The sequence below is a fragment of the Massilia sp. W12 genome (assembly GCF_037300705.1).
In the GTDB taxonomy this organism is placed as follows: Bacteria; Pseudomonadota; Gammaproteobacteria; order Burkholderiales; family Burkholderiaceae_D; genus JACPVY01.
Window position 1 is genome coordinate 5,342,184 of record NZ_CP147776.1, and the last position, 23,696, is coordinate 5,365,879.

Consider the following 23,696-nt stretch of genomic DNA (forward strand, 5'->3'; position numbering starts at 1 on the left):
TTTTTCTTATGCGCTTACGGCTCAGCGTTGCGGGGCCGACTTGGCCGCTGCCGGCAAGGGCTTGCCGGCTTCAACCGCAGGTTGCGCCGCCGCCTGGCAATTCACGCCAGGCTGCAGGCTTACGCCTTTGTCGCCATTCTGTCCCTCTTGCGCGAGATTGCACGGCGGCAGGGTCTGCACTTCCAGTTTGCCTTGATGCGGCAAAGAAGTGGCCTGCTGCAAATCACCCGTGAAGCCATAGGTGATTTTTTGCTGGGTGTCGCCATTGCGCGCCACACCGCAATCGCCACCGCCCTGCACCGCGAAGCCGTTGCCGCCATCGCCAACCCCAATCGTATTGCCGCTGCGGCAGTTCGGCAGCGGACGCACTTCCAACGCGCCCTGATGCGGATACGAAGCCACCGCCTGCAAATCGCCGGCAAAGCCGTAGGTCATTTTCTTGGTCGAAGCGTCTTCTTTTTGCAACTTGGAAGACAAGCCTGTCATGGCCCCGGATTGCAAGGAGCTGATCGCGCCCGAAATCGACGCATTGCCGTTCACGCAAGCGCCCAGATTGACACGCAAACAGGTGGTATTCGCCACATCCGCAAAGAAGTCGGTCTTGAGCGCAAATGGGATCTGGATGAAGCCATTGCGTCCTTGCTGGAAGCGGGCGAGTTCCGCGCTGTTCAAACGGAATTGCGTGGTGGCGCTGCCAAAGTCCTTATCGCGCGGTACGGTGATATTCAAGACTTTGACATCAATCAGCTTGCCTTCCTGCTGCGTAATATCGCCACTGCGGCTGAGCATGCTGAATTCGCCGCTGGTCTTGATATTGCCCAAGCTCATCTTGCCGCTGGCGCTGACCGCAAGCGAGGCTGCGCTGCCGCTCACATCCAAGGCGCCGCCGGCGTCGAGAGAAACCGCGCCATTGCCGCTGACCACGGCCCGCAAATCGCTGGCGTCCACCAGTTTGACCGCGCCATCCAAGCTCACATTGCCAATGAAATCATTGTCTTTATGACTCAAGTCCGCCACGCCGTTATCAATCGATTTGATGTCAGTTGCGCCGCCAACTTTCAAGCCGGCGCTCTGCGTCACGCCGCCAGCCCCGGATTGCACGCTCAAACCCTGCTCCACGGTGGTGGCGCCGAACAGCAGCTTATTGCCCTTCAGGCTGAGTGCGCCGCCATTGGCGATGCCGGCCACGCTCAGATCAGCTGCCGCATGCAGGCTGACCGCACCACGGGTATTTAACTCCGCATCCAGATTCTTCGCGCTGTTGACCTGAGTCGCGCCGGCGTTCAGCGTGAGCTTGCCGCCAAAGGTGTTTTCTGCATGCGCCAAAGTAAGCGCTGCGCCATTCGTGTTGAAGCTGGCCGGGCCACTCAACTTCAGTGCAGCGCTTTGCGTCAACGCCCCGCTGCTGACCACCGACAAAGGCCCGCCGACATTCACCACGCCCAATTGCAGGGCGTTGGCGTCAACCACGCTGGCGGCGGCGTTGCCGCTGGTATTGAGCGAGAGCGCGCCTACGAAATCATTTTTGGCCGCATCCAGCACAATCGCGCTGTTGCCGCCGCTGATGCTGCTGACGCCCGCCACGCTCAGACCATCCGCAGTCTGGCTCACGCCTTGCGCACTGACCGTTAAATTGCCTTCGGTCTGCACCGCGCCCAACTGCAACGCCGCCTTATTGCCCAGGCTGATCGCATTATTCGCACCGCTGTTGCTGACTGAAACTGCGCCCTTGAATTCATTTTCCGCATCCGCCAAGGTCACCGCATTGCCGCCGGCAAGGATGCGGCTGGCGCCGCCCACCTTCAGCGCGCCATCTTGCGTCACTTCCCCGTTCGCATTCACATTCAATGCGCCGTTGATGCTGGACGCGCCGAGTTGCAGTGCTGCGCTGTTGATGCTGGCGTCGCCGCTGGCGGTGGCGCTGATGCTGAGCGCATTCACATCGGTGATTTGCAGCGCGCCGCCCTTGGCTTCGAGCTGGGTGAAGTCATTTGCCTGGGTCAGCGTAATCGCATTGCTGCCGGCGTTCAGGCTGGCGTTGCCCTTGACTTCCATCACGCTGTCCTTACTCTGCGTGATCGCGCCGCTGGCCGTCGCCTGCAAATTGCCGGCAACCTTGATCTGGCCGTAAGTCAAGGCCGCGCTGCTGCTGCTCAAGGCGCCCAGATTACCGGCCAATTCCAGCTTATTCAGGTCCGTAATGCTGGCGTTGGCGGCGTTGATTTCCACTTGAGTAAAATCATTCGCGCTCTGGGTCAAGCTGACCGTGCCGGCCCCGGCTTCGATGCTGGTCTTGCCGCTCACCGTGAGCGCGCCGTTTTGCGTGATATTCGCCGCGCTGCTGTTGAGCGAGAGCGCACCCGTCACGGCGCCCTTGGCCAGAATCAAGCCATTCTTGTCCACCACTTGCGTATCGCCGCTGTTCAAGCTCAAAGGCAAGGTGAAATCATTACCGTTGTTGTTCAACTGCGCCAGATTGCCGCTGGTGTTAATGGTGGTCTGGGCATTCCCGCTGCCGCTGGCTGCGGCTTGCGTCAGCGCGCCGCTTTGCTCCAGCTTGCCGCCGGTGCTGATATTCAGATTGCCATTGCCGACCGCCGAAGCGCCCAGCATCAGGGCATTCGCATCCACCACGCTGACATCATTGGTCCCGCTGTTATTCAGGCTCAGCGGGCCGGTGAAGTCATTATTGGCCTGGGTCAGCGCAATCGCATTGGCGCCGGCGTTGAAGCTGGCGCCCAGCGCGCCGGCGGCCTGCTTCAAGGCCCCGCTTTGCGTGATCGCGCCATTCGCGCTGACCGTCAATGTGCCGCTGCCGACAGTCGAGGCCGCCAACTGCAGTGCGCGGCCATTGCTGAGCGCGACATTATTCGCCCCGCTGTTATTCAAGGCCACCGGCCCGGTCAGGCTGTTGCTGTTCTTAGTCAACAGCAGTGCGCCTGCGCCGGCATTGAAGCTGGCTCCATCCGCCCCGGCTTCCTGCGTCAATTCGCCATCTTGCGTGATGCCGCTCTTGGCGCTCACGCTGAAGGCGCCGGAACCCAGATTCGATTTGCCGAGTTTCACCTCATTTGCATCCACCAGCGACACATCGTTGCGGCCGCTGTTATTGAACGCCACCGCGCCGGTGAAATCATTGCCTTCCTTATCCAGTTTGATAGCGGCGGCGCCGGCGTCAAAGCTGGCTTCACCGGCTTTCGCCGCCTGAGTCAATGCGCCGCTCTGGCTGATCGCGCCGGCGGCTTGCACCGTCAGCTTGCCGCTGCCCAGGCTGGAGAGGCCCAGATTCAAAGGCCCGTTATTGCGCAGCGCGACATCATTTTGCCCGCTGTTATTCAAGCTCACCGCGCCGCGCAGATTGTTATCCGCATTGCTCAAGGTGATCGCATTCGCGCCAGCATTGAAGCTTGCGCTTTGCGGCTCATTGCCGGTTTGTGTGATCAAACCCTCCTTGCTCTGGGTGATCGCGCCGCCAGCGCTAATCGCCAGTTTGCCGCTGCCGACTTCCACCTTATCCAGCAACAGGGCATTGCTGTCGCGCAGGGTGACATCAAAATTCCCGCTGTTCTTCAAGTTGACTGCCGCGCCGAAATTATTGTCCTTGTTGTCCAGCGTGATGCTGTTGGCGCCGGCGTCAAAGCTGGCGACATCCGCCACCGACAAGGCGCCGGTCTGGGTGATCGGGCCGCCGGCGATCGCCGTCAGCTTGCCGCTCAATGTCGAGCCGGACATGGCGATTGCAGAACGGTCGTAATTCAGCTTCAAGTCATGTAATTGGGTCGGCAAAGTCAGCGAGGCCGATGAGTTCGGATGCACATTGCGGATTTCCACATTATTGATGCTGCCGCTGCCATTGACGATGCTGACCGGGCCGGTGAAATCATTTTCCGCATCCGCCAGCAAAACGTTTTGCAAGCTGTTGGTATTGACGCGGAAAGTCGAGGAACCGCCCACCGTCAAACGCCCGGCCTGGGTGATATGGCCGCCGGCATTCACGATCAGATCGCGCGCCACACTGCTTTGCGCAAATTTGACCGTATTCGCATCGGTGATCAGCGCATTGCCGCTGCCGCTGGTGGTCAGCGCCACATTGCCGGTGAAATCATTATTGCTGTCGATCAAATTGATACTCCCGGCCCCGCTGTTGATGCTGACAAGGCCGGCATTGGCGGCCTGGCGCACAGCCCCGGTCTGGTTCAATTCGCCATTATTTTGAATCGTCAAGGCCCCCGTGCCCAAGGTGGACGCGCCCAGCGTCAAATTGTTCGCATCATAAATCACGACCTCACCGCCGCCGCTGGTGTTCAAGCTCACATCGCCCTTGAAATCATTCGCCACCTTGTCCAGACGGATCATGCCGCCGGCGGTGAAGCTGGATTTGCCATTCACCGTCAGCACATCGCTTTGCGTGATATTGCCGCCCGCAGTCAAGCTTAAATCACCTTCCAGCGTGTATTTGCCGATGTTGATCGAAGCGGTGTCAAATTGCAGCGCCAGGCTCTTCACATCAGATGGCAAAATCGGCCACAAGGCATTGTTATTCGCGTAACGCAGGCTGACTTTATCAATCAGGCCAGGGGCCGCTTCGGCAACCGTGACTTGTCCCTTGAATTGGTTAGGCTGGGTGTTCAGCAAAATATCCGATTTCACGTTCTGTATCGTGAATTTGGCTTCGCCGCTGATATCCAGCACGCCGCTTTGGCTGATATTGCCGCCGCTCGTCAGATTCAAGCTGCTCACGGTGCTGGCGCCCAGGTCAAGCGCATTCTTATCTTTCACCGTGGCCGCAGCGCTGCTGCTGAGTTTGAGCGCACCGGTGAAATCATTATCCGCATGATCCATCGTAATGCTGCCGCTGGTGCTGCTGACCACCGCCGCAGCCGCGCTGGCGGCCTGGGTCAAGGGGCCGGACTGGCTGATATTGCTGCCGGCGTTGATGGTCAGATTGCCGCTGCCCAGATCAAGCTTGCCCAATTCCAGCGTATTCGCGTCTTTCAGCGTCACAGCGTTATCGCCGCTGTTGCTGATCGCCACCGCCTGCTTGAAGTCATTGTCTTTATCCAGCGTCACCGGATACGCTCCGGTTTTCACTGAGGTGGCGCCGCTCACCGTCAAAATCCCGCTCTGGGTGACAGCCTTGCCGGCAGTCAGATCCAACTTGCCGCCCAGCGTCATGGCCGGCAGCGTCATGGCTGCATTCGGGAAATTCAGGGTCAGATCTTTCACCGCCGTGGCCAACTGCGGCACAGTGGCCAGATTATTGGCGTTGCTCACGCTGATATTGCGCATATTGCCGCTGCTGGCCGCCAACGTCAGCGTGCCGCTGAAATCATTCGCGCTATCGCTCAAGGTGACATCCACATCCGTCCCGCTGGCGGTCAGGGTCAGATTGCCGGCCAGATTCAAAGCTGCGCTTTGCGTGATCGCGCCCGCGCTTTGCAAGCTCAAATGCTGGCCAAGACTCAAGGCGCCCAATTCGGTGGCGCGGTTGTTGCGCACTTTCACATCGTTCGCACCGGTATTGCTCAGCGCCAGGCTGCCGACAAATTGGTTCTCCGCATGCTCCAGCGTGATCGGTTTATTCCCGGTGCTGATGCTGACTGCGCCAGCCTTGCCGTTCAAATCGGCGGTTTGCTTGATCGCCCCGGTTTGCGTAATCGCGCCGCCGACCGAGCTGATGCTCAAGGCGCCATCGCCGACAGTCGAAGCGCCCACGCTCAAATCGCCGGCATTCTTCAAGCTGACATCATTGCTGCCCTGATTTTGCAGACTGACCGCGCCGACAAACGCATTATTCACATCATTCAGCGCAATGCTGTTGGCGCCGGCATTGAAATTCGCCGTGCCGCTGACGCTGATCGGCCCGCTTTGCGTGATCTTGCCGCCGGTGGTGACGCTCAAATTGCCGTCAATATTGGTGGTGGCGATCTCCAGCGCAGCATTGTCATATTGCAAGCTCAAATTGCGCAGCTTGCTCGGGGCCACGACTGCCGTCGGGGTGCTGCCCAGACTGCGCACGGTCACATCCCGCACCGAATCGGCAGGTGGATTGACAGCGCTGATGCTGACTGTCCCTTTAAACTGATTTGCCTCGCCCAGCAATACATCGCGCTCGGCGCCGGCCACTCTAAAGGTCGAAGTCCCATCCACGCTCAAGGCGCCGCTCTGCGTGATATTGCCATTCGCATTCGCGTTCAAATTCCCTTTGATGGTATTCGCGCCAAACACCAAATCGCCGCCAGCGTTCGCGCTCAAATGCTGGCCGAGCACGCCGCCGGAGACATGCAAGCCATTCACATCGCTGATCGTGACATTGTTCGCGCCGCTGTTTTTCAGCGTCACCGCGCCGGTGAAATCATTATTGCCATGATTCAGCGTGATCGGATTGGCGCCTGCGTCAAAGCTGGCGCTCGCGCCTGCCAGCTGTGTCACCTTATCGGTTTGCGTAATCGCCCCGTTCGCACTCACGTTCAGCGCCCCGCTGCCAAGCTCCAAGCGGCCCAGAATCAAGGCGCTGTTGTTATTCAGCTGCACCGCCTTGTTCCCGCTATTGAGCAGGCTCACGCTGCCGCTGAACTGATTGGCTTCGCCCAGGGTGATCTTGTTCGCATCCGCCTTGAAGCTTGCAGCGCCGCCCACGCTTAAAGCGCCGCTTTGCTCCACATCGCCTTTCACATCAATCGTCAGCGTATTGCTGACCGAACCGGCGCCCAAGCTCAAGCCAGCGCTCTGACTCACGCTCAGATTGTGCAAGCTGTTCGAGGGCAAACTCAAGGTCTGCTTATTGATGCTCTTATTGTTCAGCTTCACATCATTAAAGCTGCCGCCATTGCTGCTGGCCAGCGCCATGCCGCTGTCAAACTGGTTGTCGCTGTGTTCCAGCGTCAAATCCACTCCGCTGGCGCTATCCGCTGTCGCCTGCAAAGCGCCGCTGACTTTCAGCGCCCCGTTCTGTGTGATATTGCCGCCCGAGGTCAGGTTCAAATTACCGCCCACCGTGGCCCCGTCCAGCGCCATGGTGCTGCCGGCGTTGAGACTGAGATTGCCGCCCACCGTGGCCGCGCTCAGATTCAAGCTGCTGCCGGCGCTCAAGCTGACATTCGCATCACTGTTGACGCTCACGCTCAAGCTGTTCTTGTCGCTCAAGGCGATATGCTTATCCACCCCGCTGCTGCTGAGTGTGACGGCATTCTGGAAATCATTGCCGGCGTCGCTCAAGGTAATGGTATCGGCCCCGGCGTTAAAGCTGGCGCTTCCCACCACTTTCAACGGCCCGCTTTGGCTGATCGCGCCGCCGGAAATCACCTCCAGATTGCCGGCGATGGTGGTTTGCGGCAAAGTCACCGAAGTATTGTCAAACTGCAGCTTCAAACTGTTGATGCCGGACGGCAGCACAGGATTGGCCGCCTTGGTGCTCAGATTGCGCAAGGTGACATCATCCACTGTGCCGCCGCTGCCGGCCGCCACCGTCACCGTGCCGGCGAAGTTATTCGCCTGATCCAGCGTGACATCATCCTTGGTTCCGGTAATGGTGAAGGTCGAAGCGCCGCTTACGAGCGCTGCGCCGCTTTGTGTGATTGCGCCCTTGGCATCCACATTCAACGCGCCGCCGGCTGTGATCGCAGCCAGCGAGAGCGCGCTGCCGGCGCGCAAACTCAGATCCTGGCCCGCTGTGCCGCCTGCGCTCAGCGCATTTTTGTCCACCACGCTGATGTTATGGGCGCCGCTATTGCTCAAGGTCAAGGCGCCGAGGAAATTATTATCGGCATGCTCCAGCGTGATCGGATTCGCGCCTGCGCTGATGCTGACCGCCGCCGCGCCGCTTTGCGTCAGGGCCTCATTTTGCGTAATCGCGCCAAGATTGGCGATGGTCAGCGCGCCGCTGCCCAAGTCCAGACGTCCCAGCAGCAAAGCCGCCTTCGATTTCAACACCACATCCTGCGCCCCGCTATTGGTCAGGGTGACGGCGCCGCCAAATTGATTGGTCTGCTCGGCCAGCGTGATCTTGCTGGCGCCGGCGTCGATGTTGACGCTGCCCTTGATATCAAACGCGCCGGTTTGCTTGACTTCACCGCCGGCGGCGATATTCAAATTGCCGCTCAATTCCAAGGTCGGCAAGGTTACCGAGGTGTTGGGGAAATTCAGGGTCAGATTGCGCAAACCCGAAATCGGCGAAGGATTCGAGGCCGCATTGCTCTTATTCCCGATACCGACATCCTGCAGCGTGCCGCCATTCACCGTGCTGATTTGAATGCTGCCGGTGAAATCATTATTCGGATTGCTCAAATCCACGCTGCCCTTGTCCGCATTAATGCTCAGCGACGTGGCGCCCGCCACCGTCAGCGGCGCAGATTGGCTGATATTCGCTGCGGTCAGATCCAGCTTGCCGCCGATGGTCGAAGCGCCCATCAGCAAATTGCTCTTGGCCGCCAGCTTGGCTTCATTCGGGCCACTGTTCTTCAAACTGACCGCTGCGCCGAATTCATTATTGGCATTGCTCAAATTGATGGTGTGGGCGCCGGCGTCGATGCTGGTCACGCCTGTCACTTTGAAGGCGTCACTTTGGCTGATATCGCCGCCTGCGCTGACCGTCAAAGCGCCGCCAATCGTGACCTTGCCCGGCAGGGCCAGTTTGGCGTTGGGGAAATTCAGCGTCAAATCATCGACATTCGCCGGCATCACCGGGGCCGCATCCTTGCTGCTGATATTTTTCAGATTCACATCGCGCACCGCACCGCCGCCGCTGGTCGCCACGGTGACTGCGCCAGCCAGATTATTGTCCTGGCTCAGGCTCACGTCATGCGTGCCGCCGGCGATGGTGAAGCTGGACGTGCCGCCGACCGTCAGTGCGGCGGTTTGGCTGATTTCGCCTTGCGCGCTGACGCTCAAATTGCGCGTCACGCTGGCCGCGCCCAACACCACCTCGCCGCTGCTGTTCAAAGCGGCGTCGCGCGTCACACTGTCATTGCCGAGGGTGATCTTGGCGGCGCTGATGCTCAGATCATTGCCCACCTTATTACCGCTGGTGGTGACAGTCGTGGCCGCCGTGATGCTCAAATTCTGTCCCACATTGCTGTCGGCCAGCGTCAGGCTGTTTTTATCGCGCAAGGCCACCGCATTACCGCCGCTGTTGCTGAGTTTGACTGAGCCGAGGAATTCATTATCCGCATGCTCCAGCGTGATCGGATTGGCGCCGGCGCTGATGCTGACCGCGCCCGCCCCGCTTTGCGTAATCGCCCCGCTTTGCTTGATTTCGCCGGTGCTGCTCAAGCTGAGCTTACCGCTGCCCAGATTCAGACTGGCGATTTCCAGCTTGCCGGCAGTGTTGATGCTGACATCGTTAGGCCCGCTATTGCTCAAAGTCAGCGCGCCGGTCAGGCTATTCGCCTGGCTCAAATCGACACTGTTGGCGCCGGCTGTAATCGTGCTGCTGCCGCCCACGCTCATGGCCCCGCTTTGGCTCAGCGCGCCGCCGACGGTCAGATCCAGATTGCCGCTGATGCTGAAGGCCGGCAAGGTCACCGCCGCATTCGGCAAATTCAAGCTCAGATTCGTCAGGCCCGACAAGGGTGAAGGCAAGGCTGCGCTGGCATAGCTGTTGGCATACGACAGATCTTGCAATTTACCGCTGTTGCTGGTGCTCAGGCTGACATTGCCCTTGATATTGTTGGCGCTCTTGCTCAAATCGATGTTTGCCGTGGCTTGATCAATCGTCAGATCCAGATTACCCGCCACGCTCACGGCCGCGCTCTGGCTGATCGCGCCATTCGCTTTCAGCGTCAAATTGCCGCTCAGATCCAGCGCCGGCAGGCTGACCGGGCCGGCGTCATTGCTCAGACTCAGATTGCGCATCTTATCCGGCACAGAGAAGCTCAAAGCGCTCGCGCCGCTATGACGCAAGGTGACATCCTGCACATTGCCGCTGTCCGCACTGACATTCACCGCGCCGCCAAACACATTGGCCTGATTCAAGCTCACATCGCGATTGCTGCCGCTGGTTTTGATGGTGCTGACGCCGCTGACATTCAACACCCCGCTCTGACTCACATTGCCGGCCGCATTCAGATTCAAGGCCCCGCCCACGGTATTCGCGCCCAAGGTGATATTCGCCGCGCTGACCGTCAAGTCCTGTCCCACGGTGCTGCCGCTGACGGTGACATCATTGACGTCGCTCAGTTTCACGTCTTTCGCGCCGCTGTTTTTCAAGCTGACGCTGGAAAAATCATTCTTGTTGTTGGTCAGCGTGATCGCATTGCCTGCGGCGTCAATTGTGGCCACCCCGCCGGCGGTTTGCGTAATCTCTTCAGCCTGGGTCACTGCGCCGTCGGCAGTCACATTCAAGGCGCCATTCCCCAGTTCCAGGCGGCCCAATTGCAAGGCCCCGCTGCTGTTGATTTGCACCGCGCCGGTGCTGCTGACATTGACTTGCTGACCAAAGCTGTTGGTTTTGTCCAGCGTCACGCTGTTCGCCCCGGTCGCCAGGGTGGTCGTGCCGGTCACGCTCAAATTGCCGCTTTGCGTCAAGGCGCCGCCGGCAATCGCGTCCAGATTGCCGCTCAAGCTTACGCCGCCCGGCAGGGTCAGTTTGGCTTGCGGGAAATTCAGACTCAGGCTGTGCATGCTGGCCGGCGTCAACGGCGCGGCATCGTTTTTGCTGATATTTTTCAGGCTGACATCATTCAGCTCGCCGCTGCCGCTCACGGCCAGCGTTACCTGCCCGCTCAGATTATTGTCTTGCGTCAGCGTGATATCGTGTTTGCCATCGGCAATCGTCAAGCTGGACGTGCCGGTCACCGTCAAGGCGCCGCTTTGCGTGATATCGCCTTTAGCACTGACCTCCAGATTGCCTTTGATCGTGCCGCCGGCCAAGACCATATCCTTGCCGCCGCTCAAGCTCAGATTGCGCGTCACGCTGTCATTGCCAAGCGTAATCTTGTCGCCGGCAGTGATGCTCAAATCACGTCCCACCGTATTCCCGCCGGTGCTCGCGGTCGTGCCGGCGGTAATGCTCAGGTCCTGTCCCACGCTGCCGTTTTTGACGGTGATCGCATTCGCATCTTTGATGGTGGCGTTATTGCTTCCGGTGGTGGTCAGACTGACTGTGCCGGTGAAATCATTGTCTTTGTGATCCAGCGTGATCGGATTCGCGCCGGCATTCACACTCACCGCGCCCGCGCTGGCGCCCTGGCTGATCGCGCCGCTCTGGGTAATCGCACCGCCTGCATTCAAGCTCAGCGCGCCTTGTCCCATCTCAAGCGAAGCGATTTCCATCGCGCCGGAGGTGGTCAAGGCAATATTGTTGCTGCCGCTGTTTTTCAAAGTCACCGCACCAGTCAACGCATTGCTTTGCGTCAGGCTGATTTCCTTGCCGGCGTTGATGCTGGTGGTTTTGGTGACCGTGAAAGCGCCGCTTTGCGTGACGTTGCCGCCAGCCGTAATGTTCAAATCGCCGCTCAAGTTCAGGCTCGGCAAGCTCACGTCCGCATTCGGGAAATTCAGCGTCAAATTGCGCAATCCCGTGATTTGCGACGGATTGCTGGCGCTCGCGCTGTCATTGCCGATGCCCACATCCTGCAAGGTGGCGCCGTTCACCGTATTCAAATTGACTGCGCCGGTGAAAGTATTATCGCTGCGGCTCAAATCCACCCCGGCTGTCACGCCACCCGCAATGCCATTGATCGTCAGATTGCTGTCACCGCCGACTTTCACGCCCGCGCTCTGGCTGATATTGCCGCCGGCAGTCAGGCTTAAATTGCCGCCCACATTCGAGGCGCCGAGGCTGAGCGCATCTTTATCCGTCACACTGACGGCATTCGAACCGCTGTTTTTCAGCGACAGTGCGGCTTGGAAATCGTTGCTGCTGTCATTCAAGGTGATGGCGTTGGCGCCAGCGTTGAAACTGGCGGCGCCGCCAACGGTCAGCGTGCCGCTCTGCGTAATCGCACCGCCGGCGGTGACATCCAGCTTGCCTGTCAAGCTCAGGGTCTTCAGATTAATCGCGGCCGCATCGTGCTGCAGCGTCAAATCGCTCAAACCCGCCGGCAAGACGCCCAAGGTAGCGCTGGCGTTGGTGTTGCGCAAATTCAGGCTGGCGGCGCTGCCGCTGTTGGCGGTGGTCAAGGTCACCACGCCGGCCAGATCATTCGCTTTATCCAGCGTCACGCTGACCCCGGTGGCAGTGTCCACTTTCAAGGTGGTGGTTCCGCCAACCGTCAGCGCATCGCTTTGGCTGATATTGCCTTTCGCTGTTACGTTCAGATTATTGCCGACCGAAGCCTCGCCCAAAATCAGCGCATCACCAGATGTCAATTGCAGATTCTGACTGGCAGTCAGCTTGCCGCTCTGGCTTAGCGCAGCATCGCTGCTGGCGATCAAATCACGTCCGGCTGTATTAGCGCCCAAACTCAATGCGCCACCCGCTGTGATTTTCAAATCCTGGCCCACGCTGCTGTCGCTGACCGTCAAGGCGCCAAGGTTTTTAATGCTGGCGTCATTACTGCCGCTGGTTTGCAACTTGACTGTGCCGGTCAAAGCATTGTCATTCGTCAAGGTAATCGCATGGGCGCCGGCATTGACGCTGACTGCGCCGGCGGCGCTGGCCTGCGTGATGGTTTCGCCTGGCGCCTGGGTGATATCGCCACCGCTGGCGCTGATCGTCAGCGTGCCTGTGCCGACATTTATATTGCCTAATTCGATGCCAGTGCTGGCGTTCAAGCTGACATTGTGATTTGCGCTGTTGCTGAGGCTGACTTTGGCGCCAAACTCATTCGCCTTATCCAGTGTGATCACCCCGTTACTGGCGCTGAAACTGGCGTCGCCAGCGATTTTCAGCACAGTTGCGTCTTGCTGTGTCACCCCATTGCCTGCGCTGACGCTTAGATTGCCGCTCAGTTCCAACGCCGGCAAACTCAGTGCGGCATTCGGGTAATTCAAGGTCAAATTGGTAGCCGCGCCGATGCTCGGATAAGCCGCCTTACTCGCGGTATTGGTCAAGCTGGCGTCTAACATGCCACCAGTATCAGCCGCCAAGGTGATCGCGCCATCCAGCTTATTCAAGCTGTTATCCAATACGATGCTCTTATCTTTGGCAGTGCTGAAGCTGCTGCTTCCGCTCACGCTCAAGGCGCCGCTTTGGCTGATGTCGTCGCCAGCTTTAACAGTCAACGTTCCACTTGCAGTTGAAGCAGCAAACGCAAGCTTACCGGAGGCGGTCACAGAAACATCCGTACCACTCAGCGCGACCGTGCCCTTGAATGCATTGTTCTCTGTCAGCTTAATCACGTTACCGCCAGAGTTAAAGCTGGCATTGCCGCTCACCGTCAGCGCTTTGCCTGTCGCTTGTGTCAATGCGCCGCTGCTTTCCACGCTCAAGTTGCCGCCAATGGTCAGGTCAGTCAAAACCAAGGGCCCCGTCCCTACCAAGTTCACATCATCAACCTTGGCCGGGAAACTCAAGGCGGGCAAGCTGTTCACCTTCAAGCTCAGGTCGCGCATTTCTCCTGCGCTTGATGAGATGTCCAGCGTAGCGCCGAAGTTATTCGTGGTGCTGCTGCTGAAATCCACATCAGCAGACGATGAGGACAAATTGATCGTGGTTTTTCCTGTTGTGTCATTTAAAGCGATGGCGCTGGATGCCGCCTGACTGACACTGCCGCCAGCAGTAATCGTCAGCTGACCGCCAAGTTTTGTCTCACCACCAAACACCAGGTCATTCACATCCTTAATTGTCGCGCTGTATGTATTGCTCTGCGTCTGTGTCAGCGTCACTGGGCCGATAAAGTCATTCGCATTATCCAGAGTGATGTTGCCGTTACCGGTTGATATTTTCACACTGCCGGTCGCACCGGAAGCCTGGGTGATTGGGCCGGACTGGGTGATATTGCCCGTTGCCGTCAGAGTGAAATTACCCGTGCCCAGGGTGCTTGATGCAAGTTGAAGGCTCCCATCATTATTGATGATTGCCGCAGAATTTGAGCTGGCGTTATTGATTGCCAATGTGCCGGCAAATTTATTGCCATTGCCCAGTGTGATCGCGCCGCCTGCGGTGACAGTCGCCGCCCCATTCATGTCAATGGAAGTGGCGGCATCATGCTTCACATCTCCACCAGCGCTTAAATTCAATGTGGCATTACTACTTAAAGCGATACTTTTGATAGTCAAATCATTACCGGCTGCCAAGCTGGCATTCCCCGTCACCCACAATACCGGCGTCGACAGGCTTGCATTTTTCTCTACATTCGTAATCCGAATCATAGAAAGATTTGCATTCGGGTTACTCAAATTCAAGCTCAAATTCGCGACAGACAAAGGCAATGTCGGCAAGGTGGCTGAGGCATGCGAGTTGGTGAAGCTGAAATCCCCTACTTTGCCAGAACCTGCTGTGGCAATGGTCACTTTACCAGACATGCTGTTGCTGGCATTGTCCAAAATTATCGACCCGGCCCCTCTTTGCGTGACAGACGTTGTGCCACCAACACTCAGCGCACCGCTTTGCGTCAAATTACCGCTGGCTGTAATCGACAAATTCTTCCCGACAGAAGATGCTGCTAACTTCAAATCATTGGTATCACGAATCGATGCATCACTGCTGTTGCCACTGGTCAAAGCCACCGCGCCGGTGAAATCATTCCCCGAATTCGACAAGGTAATCGCACCAGTGCTGGTGAAGCTGGCCGCTCCTGCACTGGCCGACTGGGTAATGGCCCCAGTTTGTGAAATCGCACCAGCGGCTTCCACCGCCAAACTTCCAGACCCCGCGCTGATAGATGCGATGCTCAAGGCTTCAGCATTTTTGAATTTCAGATCATGCGCTCCGCTGTTACTCAAACTGACCGCACCACTCAACTGATTGCTGCTGGTGCTCAGATCAAGGCTGGAGCCTGCCGTGAAACTGGCTGTGCCGCTTGTGGTGATCACCCCTGTTTGTGACAATGCACCACCGCTCGAGACAGTCAAGCCGCCGCTGCCCAGACTCATGGCGCCCAAAATCAATGCGTCCGTATCACGCAGACTGACGCCGCCCGAATTGCTCACGCCAACAGCGCCGGCAAAATTATTTGTGGCATTGCTCAGCGTGACCGCAGCCGAACCCGTGCTTAAATTCAACGCGCCACTGGTAGTCAGTGTATTTCCTGAAGTCTGGCTGATTGGCTGATTCGTTGTGGTGAAATTCGCCGTGCCAGCGGTGATCGCCGTCGCGCCATCACGAAATGAGTATTCGCCACTGAGTTCAGTGAAGGTAGCGGTATGCGCCCCGACATTGATCGCACCCGTCACATAGATATCCGCGCTATTCGATGTCTTTAATGAAAAGTTACCGCCCGTGTTTGTAATCACCCCCAGATAATCAAGATAATTATTCTGGGTGCTTAAATTCACATCGCCTGTGCTGTTCTCCAGACTCAATTTATCAGCTGTCAATACCCCGGACTGCGTCAACGCATGGTTGTTTTTCAAGCTGAAATTTTTGTTTTTGGAAACATTCACCGTACCCAGATCACTGATCACATTGGTAGCGCCAGTCAAATCCACATTGCCGCTGGTGTTGGTCAAGGTCAGCCGGTTAGCAGTCAATGCCCCGCTTTGCGCCACACTGCCGCTGCCAGTAAAGGTCAGATTGCCTGCTCCCAGATTCGATTCCGCAAAACTGACCGCACTATTGGAGGAAGTAACAAAGACATCTTTGCCACTTGTATTCATGCTCAGCGTCGAAGCGTTTGTCTGAATCGGAATCGTGCTGCTGCCGATGTCTCCCGAATTCGCTTTCAAATGCAGGGCTGAGGCGGTCACTGTTTTTGATGCTGCGCTCAGCACCGCCCCCCCCTGCAAAGTCAGTGTCCCGGAGCCAAAAGCCAAACTGCTGTTTATATTCAGATTTCCGCTATGCGAGCTGTTGCCAATCTGGACAGGACTGCCAAACCCGGCAAGCGCAGACGCTTCAATCGAGTCAAAGCTGAGCGCACCTGAAACATTCGAGCCAAGACTGATATCCACCGTAGGCGTATAAGGACTGAGCTTCAGTAAGGTAAGATTCGTACCGTCAGTGACGCCGCCCTCAAACTGCATCCGATCGGCCTGGATATCCACAGATGCGGCTTTCACGCTCCCCCCGTCCGCAAAGGTAAATGAGCCGGAAGAATGTTTATACACCACGGAAACATTTTTGCCGCTGGCGCTGATCGCCCCATCGAATGTAAATGAGGAAGCATTATTAGTCAGGCTGAAATCCCCGCCTGCGATGGTCAAATCGCCAAGCTCAGAGATTTCATTATCCAACCCCAGCGTCACCGCACCGCCGGCGTTATTCAACACCAGGACGCCTGCTTTCATCACTCCGCTTTGCGTCAGCGCTTGCGTGTTTTTCAGGGTGAAGGTTTGCCCTGTCGCGTCAATCGCGCCCAAGTCGCCGATCACATTGCTTTGATCCAGCGTGGTCGCGCCGCCGGTATTGGTCAGCACCAGCTTATCGGCCTTCATCACGCCGCTTTGCGTCAACGCCTGCGTGTTTTTCAGGGTGAAGGTTTGCCCTGTCGCGTCAATCGCGCCCAAGTCGCCAATCACATTGCTTTGATCCAGCGTGCTCGCGCCGCCGGTATTGGTCAACACCAGCTTATCCGCTGTCAGCACGCCGCTTTGCGTCAAGGCTTGCGTGTTTTTCAGGGTAAAGGTTTGCCCTGTCGCATCAATCGCGCCCAGATCGCCAATCACATTGCTTTGATCCAGCGTGCTCGCGCCGCTGGTGTTGGTCAAGACCAGCTTATCCGCTGTCAGCACGCCGCTTTGCGTCAAGGCTTGCGTGTTTTTCAGGGTAAAGGTTTGCCCTGTCGCATCAATCGCGCCCAAGTCGCCGATCACATTGCTTTGATTCAGCGTGGTCGCACCGCTGGTGTTGGTCAGCGCCAGTTTACTCGCCTTCAGCACCCCGCTTTGCGTCAGCGCCTGCGTATTTTTCAGCGTGAAGGTTTGCCCTGTCGCATCAATTGCGCCCAGATCGCCAATCACATTGCTTTGATCCAGCGTGCTCGCGCCGCCGGTATTGGTCAGCACCAGCTTATCCGCCTTCAGCACCCCGCTTTGCGTCAAGGCTTGCGTGTTCTTCAGGGTGAAGGTTTGCCCGCTCGCGTCAATCGCGCCCAAATCGCCGATCACATTGCTTTGATCCAGCGTGCTCGCGCCACTGGTGTTGGTCAGCACCAGCTTATCCGCCTTCAGCACCCCGCTTTGGGTCAAGGCTTGCGTGTTTTTCAGCGTAAAGGTTTGCCCTGTCGCATCAATCGCGCCCAAATCGCCGATCACATTGCTTTGATTCAGCGTGCTCGCGCCGCTGGTGTTGGTCAGCGCCAGCTTATCCGCCTTCAGCACCCCGCTTTGCGTCAAGGCTTGCGTGTTCTTCAGGGTAAAGGTTTGCCCTGTCGCGTCAATCGCACCCAAATCGCCGATCACATTGCTTTGATCCAGTGTGGTCGCGCCGCTGGTATTGGTCAGCACCAGCTTATCCGCCTTCAGCACCCCGCTTTGCGTCAGCGCCTGCGTATTTTTCAGGGTAAAGGTTTGCCCTGTCGCGTCAATCGCTCCCAAGTCGCCAATCACATTGCTTTGATTCAGCGTGCTCGCGCCGCTGGTGTTGGTCAGCACCAGCTGATCCGCTTTCAGCACCCCACTTTGGGTCAAGGCTTGCGTGTTTTTCAGCGTAAAGGTTTGCCCTGTCGCATCAATCGCGCCCAAATCGCCAATCACATTGCTTTGATCCAGCGTGGTCGCGCCGCCGGTATTGGTCAGCACCAGCTTATCCGCTGTCAGCACCCCGCTTTGGGTCAAGGCTTGCGTGTTTTTCAGCGTAAAGGTTTGCCCTGTCGCATCAATCGCGCCCAGCTCGCCAATCACATTGCTTTGATCCAGCGTGGTCGCGCCGCCGGTATTGGTCAGCACCAGCTTATCCGCTGTCAGCACGCCGCTTTGCGTCAGGGCTTGCGTGTTTTTCAGGGTGAAGGTTTGCCCTGTCGCGTCAATCGCGCCCAGATCGCCAATCACATTGCTTTGATTCAGCGTGGTCGCGCCGCCGGTATTGGTCAGCACCAGCTTATCCGCTGTCAGCACGCCGCTTTGGGTCAAGGCTTGCGTGTTTTTCAGGGTGAAGGTTTGCCCTGTCGCATCAATTGCACCCAGCTCGCCGATCACATTGCTTTGATCCAGCGTGCTCGCGCCGCCGGTGTTGGTCAACACCAGCTTATCCGCTTTCAGCACCCCGCTTTGCGTCACCGCAACGGTGTTCTTCAGCGTGACCGTTTTGCCCGCCGCATCAATCGCGCCTAAATCAGCGATTGCATTGCTTTGATCCAGCGTGGTGGCGCCGCCGGTATTCGTCACCGTCAAAGAGCCTGCAGTAATTACCGCGCCCGTGGTCTGACTGAGCGCGCCGCTGGCGCTGTCAGTATTATTCAAGGTCACCGTGCCGGCCCCGGCATTGATGGTGGAGAGCGTCATCGCGCCCTTCGTGGTCGCGCTCAGCGTACCGCCGCCGGTGGCGATCGAAGACGCCGCATCCATCGTGATGCTGCTGGCGTTTGTCCCCGCTGTGCCGCCCACCCCGCTCATGCCGGCTTTCAACGCCACATTCAGGGTATTGCTGTTGTTGTCGATCTTGCCGTTGGCGGTGAAGACGATATTTTTTTCCGCTTCCAGCGACAGAGTGGCGTTGCCACTGGCGGTAACGGTGGCGTCCACTGTGATATTGCCGTCCTGCGTGCCGCTGCTGCCGGTGTGCACGCGGATGGTGTTGCCGCCGGCCAGTGCAGTCGAGAGTGAGGATACGTTCACCACCGCATCGTCCGCCGTGGCGTCGAAAATCTTGGCGTCAGTGGCGTTATCCACGCCGGCATTCGTGCCGCTGGAAATCGTCACATTGCGCGGATCCAGCAACCATGTGCCGCCCTTGCCCTGGTTTTTCGCCGCTGCGGCGTCCACCTGTCCCTTCACGCTGAGCAGATTTTTGCCCGACGTTTCGACTTGGCCGCCATTGCCGCCTTGCGCCCCGCCGCGCGCTTCAATCTTGCCATCGAAGCGGGTTTTATCTTCCGCCCACAGCACCACTTTGCCGCCGTCGCCCTGCTCGATGGCGTTGGCCTTGATTTGCGCGCCTGCTGCGACATTTGTCATGCTGGCCTTGGGCATCGCGCCCTTGCCTTGCCAATCGCCGCCGACCAGCACTTCACCGCCGCCGCTGCGGCCCGAGGCATCCAGCTGCGCGCTGCTGCGCACAGCAATCTTATCGCCTTGCACCTGGATGGTTCCGCCCTTGCCCTGGGCATTTGAGACGTCCAGCTGGCCGGCCACACTGACCACGCCGCGCGTGCCGCCATCCAGCACAATCTTGCCGTTTTGCATGCTCATGCCGGTAGCGCGCACGCTGCCGCCGGTATTGATCACAGTATCCAGCAAGGCTTCCGCGCTCTTGGCGGCAAACACCACCTGGCCGGCCTGCGCCTGGCCGCTGTGTTCAAGCTTGGCTTTCAGCGCAGCCGCATCCACGCTCACATTCACCATGCCATTGCCCATCGCGAGCGTGACGCGGTCGCCGGCGGCCAGCGCCAGCGTGCCTTGCGGCGCATTCAGCACACCGCTGTTATTGATTTGCGGCGCGATCAAACTCAAATAACCGCCCTGCTGCACATTGATGCTGCCGGCATTCAGAATGCCTTGTGCGCCTCCTTGATTCACAAACCGGTAATTGCCGGCCAGAAAATCCTGATTCGAGAGCGATAATGTGGAGGCGACAAAACTGCCGGTGTTGACCGCCGCGCCCGGCGCAAAATACACCCCCGCGCTATTCACCAGAAATACGCTGCCATTCGCTTTCAAACTGCCGAAAATCTGCGAAGGATTGCCTGACAAAACCCGGTTCAAGGCCACGCTGGCGGCATTCGGCTGATTGAACACCACGCTTTCGCCGCGCGCGATATTGAAATTCCGCCAATCGATCACCGCTTTTTGCGTGCTCTGCTGCACCGTCATGCTGTGCGGCGAAGGCTGGCTGATTTGCGCCTGTCCCGCCGTCACTTGCGGCGCAACCGGCAGCGCCTGCACCAGCGAGGGCACAAACGGCAACAGCATCAGCAATGTGATGCGACTCAAACGCCGGGTCGGGCGCGGATTCACCGTCAAACGCAACTTGGCCGACAGCCATACCACCAGGGGACGCAGCTTTTTGCCAGCGCGTTGCAGTGCGCGGCGCGCCAGGCGCGACAGCGCGTTCGCCGGCGCCACAGGCGTGAAGGTGGAAACAGCGGAGGAAGCAGCGGGGGAGTCAGTACGCATCATCATTTCATTACTCGCTTTTGGTATTCGTATCAGGCAATCAGGGCGTCAGAACCAGCGTATGCCCTGGAACCACAGGCGCAGGCGGTTGGCCCCCTCGTCCGAGGTGGAGGGGCCGGACAAACCCCAGGCCAGGTCGGAGCGGATCAGGAATTCATCCGGCGCGCCAAGTTTGAAGCCGACCCCGATCGCGCCCAGGCCGCGCCGGTTGGCGCCCGCATCGGAAATCTGCGGGGCCTGGCCCGGATTGCGGTTGCGCCACACCATGCCGTAATCGGCAAAAGCCGACAGCGACAGACCGGCGCCAAGGAATTTGACATCCGGCATGGCGTAACGCAATTCCGCGCTGGCGGCAAAGCCCTGATCGCCGCCGCCTTCGCCTGCCGGATAGCCGCGCACCCGGTTCGCGCCGCCCAGGGTGAATTTTTCAGCCGAGGTCAAATTCTTCGAGGCCAATTGCCCGCTCACGGTAAACATGCCTTCCAGACGCGAATTGAATTTGAATTGTTGCAAACGGCTCAGATTGAAGTTGATCTTGGCGAAGCGGCCCGCAGTGTGATAGCCGTCGCGTCCCTGATCCAGATCCATTTGCGCTTTTTCTTTGATTTTGAGATTGCCCAAAATCAAATCCAGATTCGCCGTGTTGACATGGCCATCGCCACGGTAGTCGCCATTGAATTGGAATTTGAGGGAGTCGATCGATTTATTCTGGTCTTCCGTTTGCGCCTGTTTATCCAGCAGGCGTTTGGTTTCAAGACCAAACTGGCCGACCAGGTTGTATTCCTTGGTGCGCAGGAAAGGATGCACCGCCACCAGTTCCGCCAGGGTGGCGGCGCCGTTGACATTCAATTCTTTGAAGTTGCGGCCCAAAGCATATGACAGCTTGGACAGATTGAAGCCGACGCGGGTGCCGTAGGGGCCGACCGGGGCCAGATAACCCAGGCGACCAAACACGTTGGTCGGGGTCTGCGCCAGGGTGGTGTTGAGGTTCAAAATATCGCCAATGCCGAACGGCGCCAGATAATTCGCGCGCAAAGTGGCGCGGTATTCGCCAGCGAAACGGCTGCCCGCATTATCGAATTCGAGATTGCCGTTCAAGCGGCGCAATTCCGGCTTGGGCTGGATTTCCAGCGCAATATTGGCAGTGCCCGGCTCCTCGCCGGGGCTGAAGGTGGATTTGACTTCGACCCCCGGCAAGTCATTCAATTTCAGCAAGGGGCTTTCAATCGAGTTTTCAGTAATCAGGTCGCCCGGCTTCAAAGCCGACAACATGGTTTTGAATTGCGCTTCGGAAATCGTCGCGCCCTTGGGCAGCGGCGTGACAATATTCACCTTGCCGACGCGCCCTTCAAACACCTGGAAGGTCACCACGCCATCGCTCAACTCCTGGCGCGGCAATTGCACGCTGGCCAGGAAGTAGCGGTTGCCGGTGTAATGTCCCTTGACCTTGCTGGCGATATCTTCCAAGCCGGCGAAATCGACTTCCTTGCCGATATCATCCGCCACCAGCGCTTGCAACTGGGCTTCGGTGTACACCGTATTTCCGGTGAAACGGAAACCTTTGGGCGTAAATTTCAAGCTGGGCGCCGGCGGCGCAACCGCCACTGGCGGCGCAGCAGGCAATGCCGCCACCCCGCCCTTGCGCTCACGCTGCAATTTTTCCAGGCTTTCGATGCGTTTTAACATCTTCGTCGCCAAATCGCGCAATTCTTGCAATTCCTGGTCAATGCTGTCAGCCGCCGCGTCGTTGGCCCAAGCCTGCATCGGCAACCCCAGGCTGGCCATCATGCCGGCCAGGATCCAGTGGCGGCAGGCCCGGCGCAAAACCAGCGTCATTTGCGCTGGCGCGAAGCGGGGAGGAAGCTTCTGGATTGCATGCATGTTCATTCGCTACTCTTTTCCTTTTGACAATTTTTTATCGCGCCTTAGCGCCGCGCGCATCACGCGCGCGCGTGAAAAACAGGGCAACTGCCGTCAAGCTACGGGTTAGGGGTTTGCTGCAGACTCGCCGCATAATGCCGGGTCATGTAAGCGCACGAATTGCGCGCGCACTGAACGGCGGCTGCCACGGTGATGGCAGTGGAATGCATGGATGGGGGGAGTTGCAATCCGGTGGATTCTTATTAACAGCACTTTTTGACCGGCACGCTATCATAGCAGTTGTATGAGGATTGGCAATAGGCGAAAACATTTTATTGCAGATTAAAACTTTCCATTCCGCTGTTACAACAACATCAAGTAATACGCCGAGCGGCGCACTCCCCGCTGCCCATTGTCGGAAATCCGACAAGCTTGCCGGATTCGGGTTGCATGGCGTCTGAATTGAATGTATCGTTTTGACTCACCCTTGCCGCTATCCCAAGACGACCTTGACTACCTGGACGCAACTCACCCCCAGCCGCCTGCATCAATGCGGCAAGCTGCAGGCTTACGGCATGACCAATGTCGGGCGCGTGCGCAAATCGAATGAGGATAATTTCCTGATCGATGAAACGCTTGGCCTGTGCATCGTCGGCGATGGCATGGGCGGCCACGAAGCAGGCGAAATCGCCAGCGCGGAAGCGCTCGAAGCCCTGCGTTTTTTCATCCGTCACCGCCTTCAAACCGGCGCCGGCGCCGCGCCGCCGGATGAGGATGACACGGTGCCGGCGATCCAGCCGGGATTGCCGATCAAGCGCCCCACTGTGCAAGACGACCCCGACGCCACCCTGTCCGACGGCTCGATGCCGGCAGTGGCGACGGTGTTTGACGCCGTCGAATACGCCAACGCCCATCTGTACAAACAAAACCAGAGCCAGTCCATGGAAGAAGGGCGCGGCATGGGCACCACGCTGACCGGCTGGTGGCAATTTCTGCCCGGCGCCCCGGTGGTGGTGTTCCATGTTGGCGACAGCCGCCTTTACCTGCTGCGCGACGGTCAATTGCAGCAACTCACCAAAGACCAAACCCTGTACCAGCAAGCGCTTGACATGGGGCAAACCAACCACATGCCGGCGCGCAATCTCTTGCTGCAGGCGGTCGGCCCGAGCGATTACGTCAACCCGGAAGTATTTCCCTACAACATGCAAAGCGGCGATTTATATCTGCTGTGCTCAGACGGCTTGCATTCCGGCGTGCCCGACAATGTGATTCAAGACGCCTTGCGCAAGACGCACGCCGACAATTTGCCGCAAATTTGCGAAATGTTGATCGATCTGGCGAATCAATACGGCGGCAAAGACAATGTCACCGTCGTACTGGCGCGCCACCCCTGAGTCAAGCGCACCCTGTGGACAACGCTGTGCATAAACCCTGTAAAACCCCGTTCATAATTTGTGCATACACTGTTGAAATATTTTTTCACTGTGGATAAAGCTGTGAATAGCAGCTGCAAAGTCTGTTGA

At 58.1% G+C, this 23,696-nt stretch carries 3 protein-coding genes; 1 reads left to right on the forward strand and 2 read right to left on the reverse strand.

Features of this window, described 5'->3' with window-relative positions; all coding sequences use genetic code 11:
* Window positions 1-21 precede the first annotated feature (21 nt).
* Both V8J88_RS22030 and V8J88_RS22035 read right to left on the reverse strand, forming a co-directional pair.
* Entirely contained in the window at window positions 22-20,319 is a 20,298-nt protein-coding gene (locus tag V8J88_RS22030; protein WP_338846413.1) for a filamentous hemagglutinin N-terminal domain-containing protein, read from the reverse strand.
* A gap of 42 nt (window positions 20,320-20,361) precedes the next feature.
* On the reverse strand, window positions 20,362-22,200 hold the full coding sequence (locus V8J88_RS22035; RefSeq protein ID WP_338846414.1) for a ShlB/FhaC/HecB family hemolysin secretion/activation protein: 1,839 nt from the start codon (window positions 22,198-22,200) through the stop codon (window positions 20,362-20,364).
* A 482-nt stretch (window positions 22,201-22,682) separates the two neighbouring features.
* Here V8J88_RS22035 and V8J88_RS22040 point away from each other — a divergent pair, with 482 nt between their 5' ends.
* Window positions 22,683-23,567 carry a protein phosphatase 2C domain-containing protein gene (locus V8J88_RS22040; RefSeq protein WP_338846415.1) on the forward strand — a complete coding sequence of 295 codons (885 nt, stop codon included), beginning with the start codon at window positions 22,683-22,685 and terminating at the stop codon, window positions 23,565-23,567.
* Window positions 23,568-23,696: the final 129 nt, after the last annotated feature.

Bases quoted from the DNA above. Each gene is read 5' to 3' on its own strand.
- V8J88_RS22030 (WP_338846413.1), bottom strand. From the start codon at position 20,319: ATGATGATGCGTACTGACTCCCCCGCTGCTTCCTCCGCTGTTTCCACC.
- V8J88_RS22035 (WP_338846414.1), bottom strand. From the start codon at position 22,200: ATGAACATGCATGCAATCCAGAAGCTTCCTCCCCGCTTCGCGCCAGCG.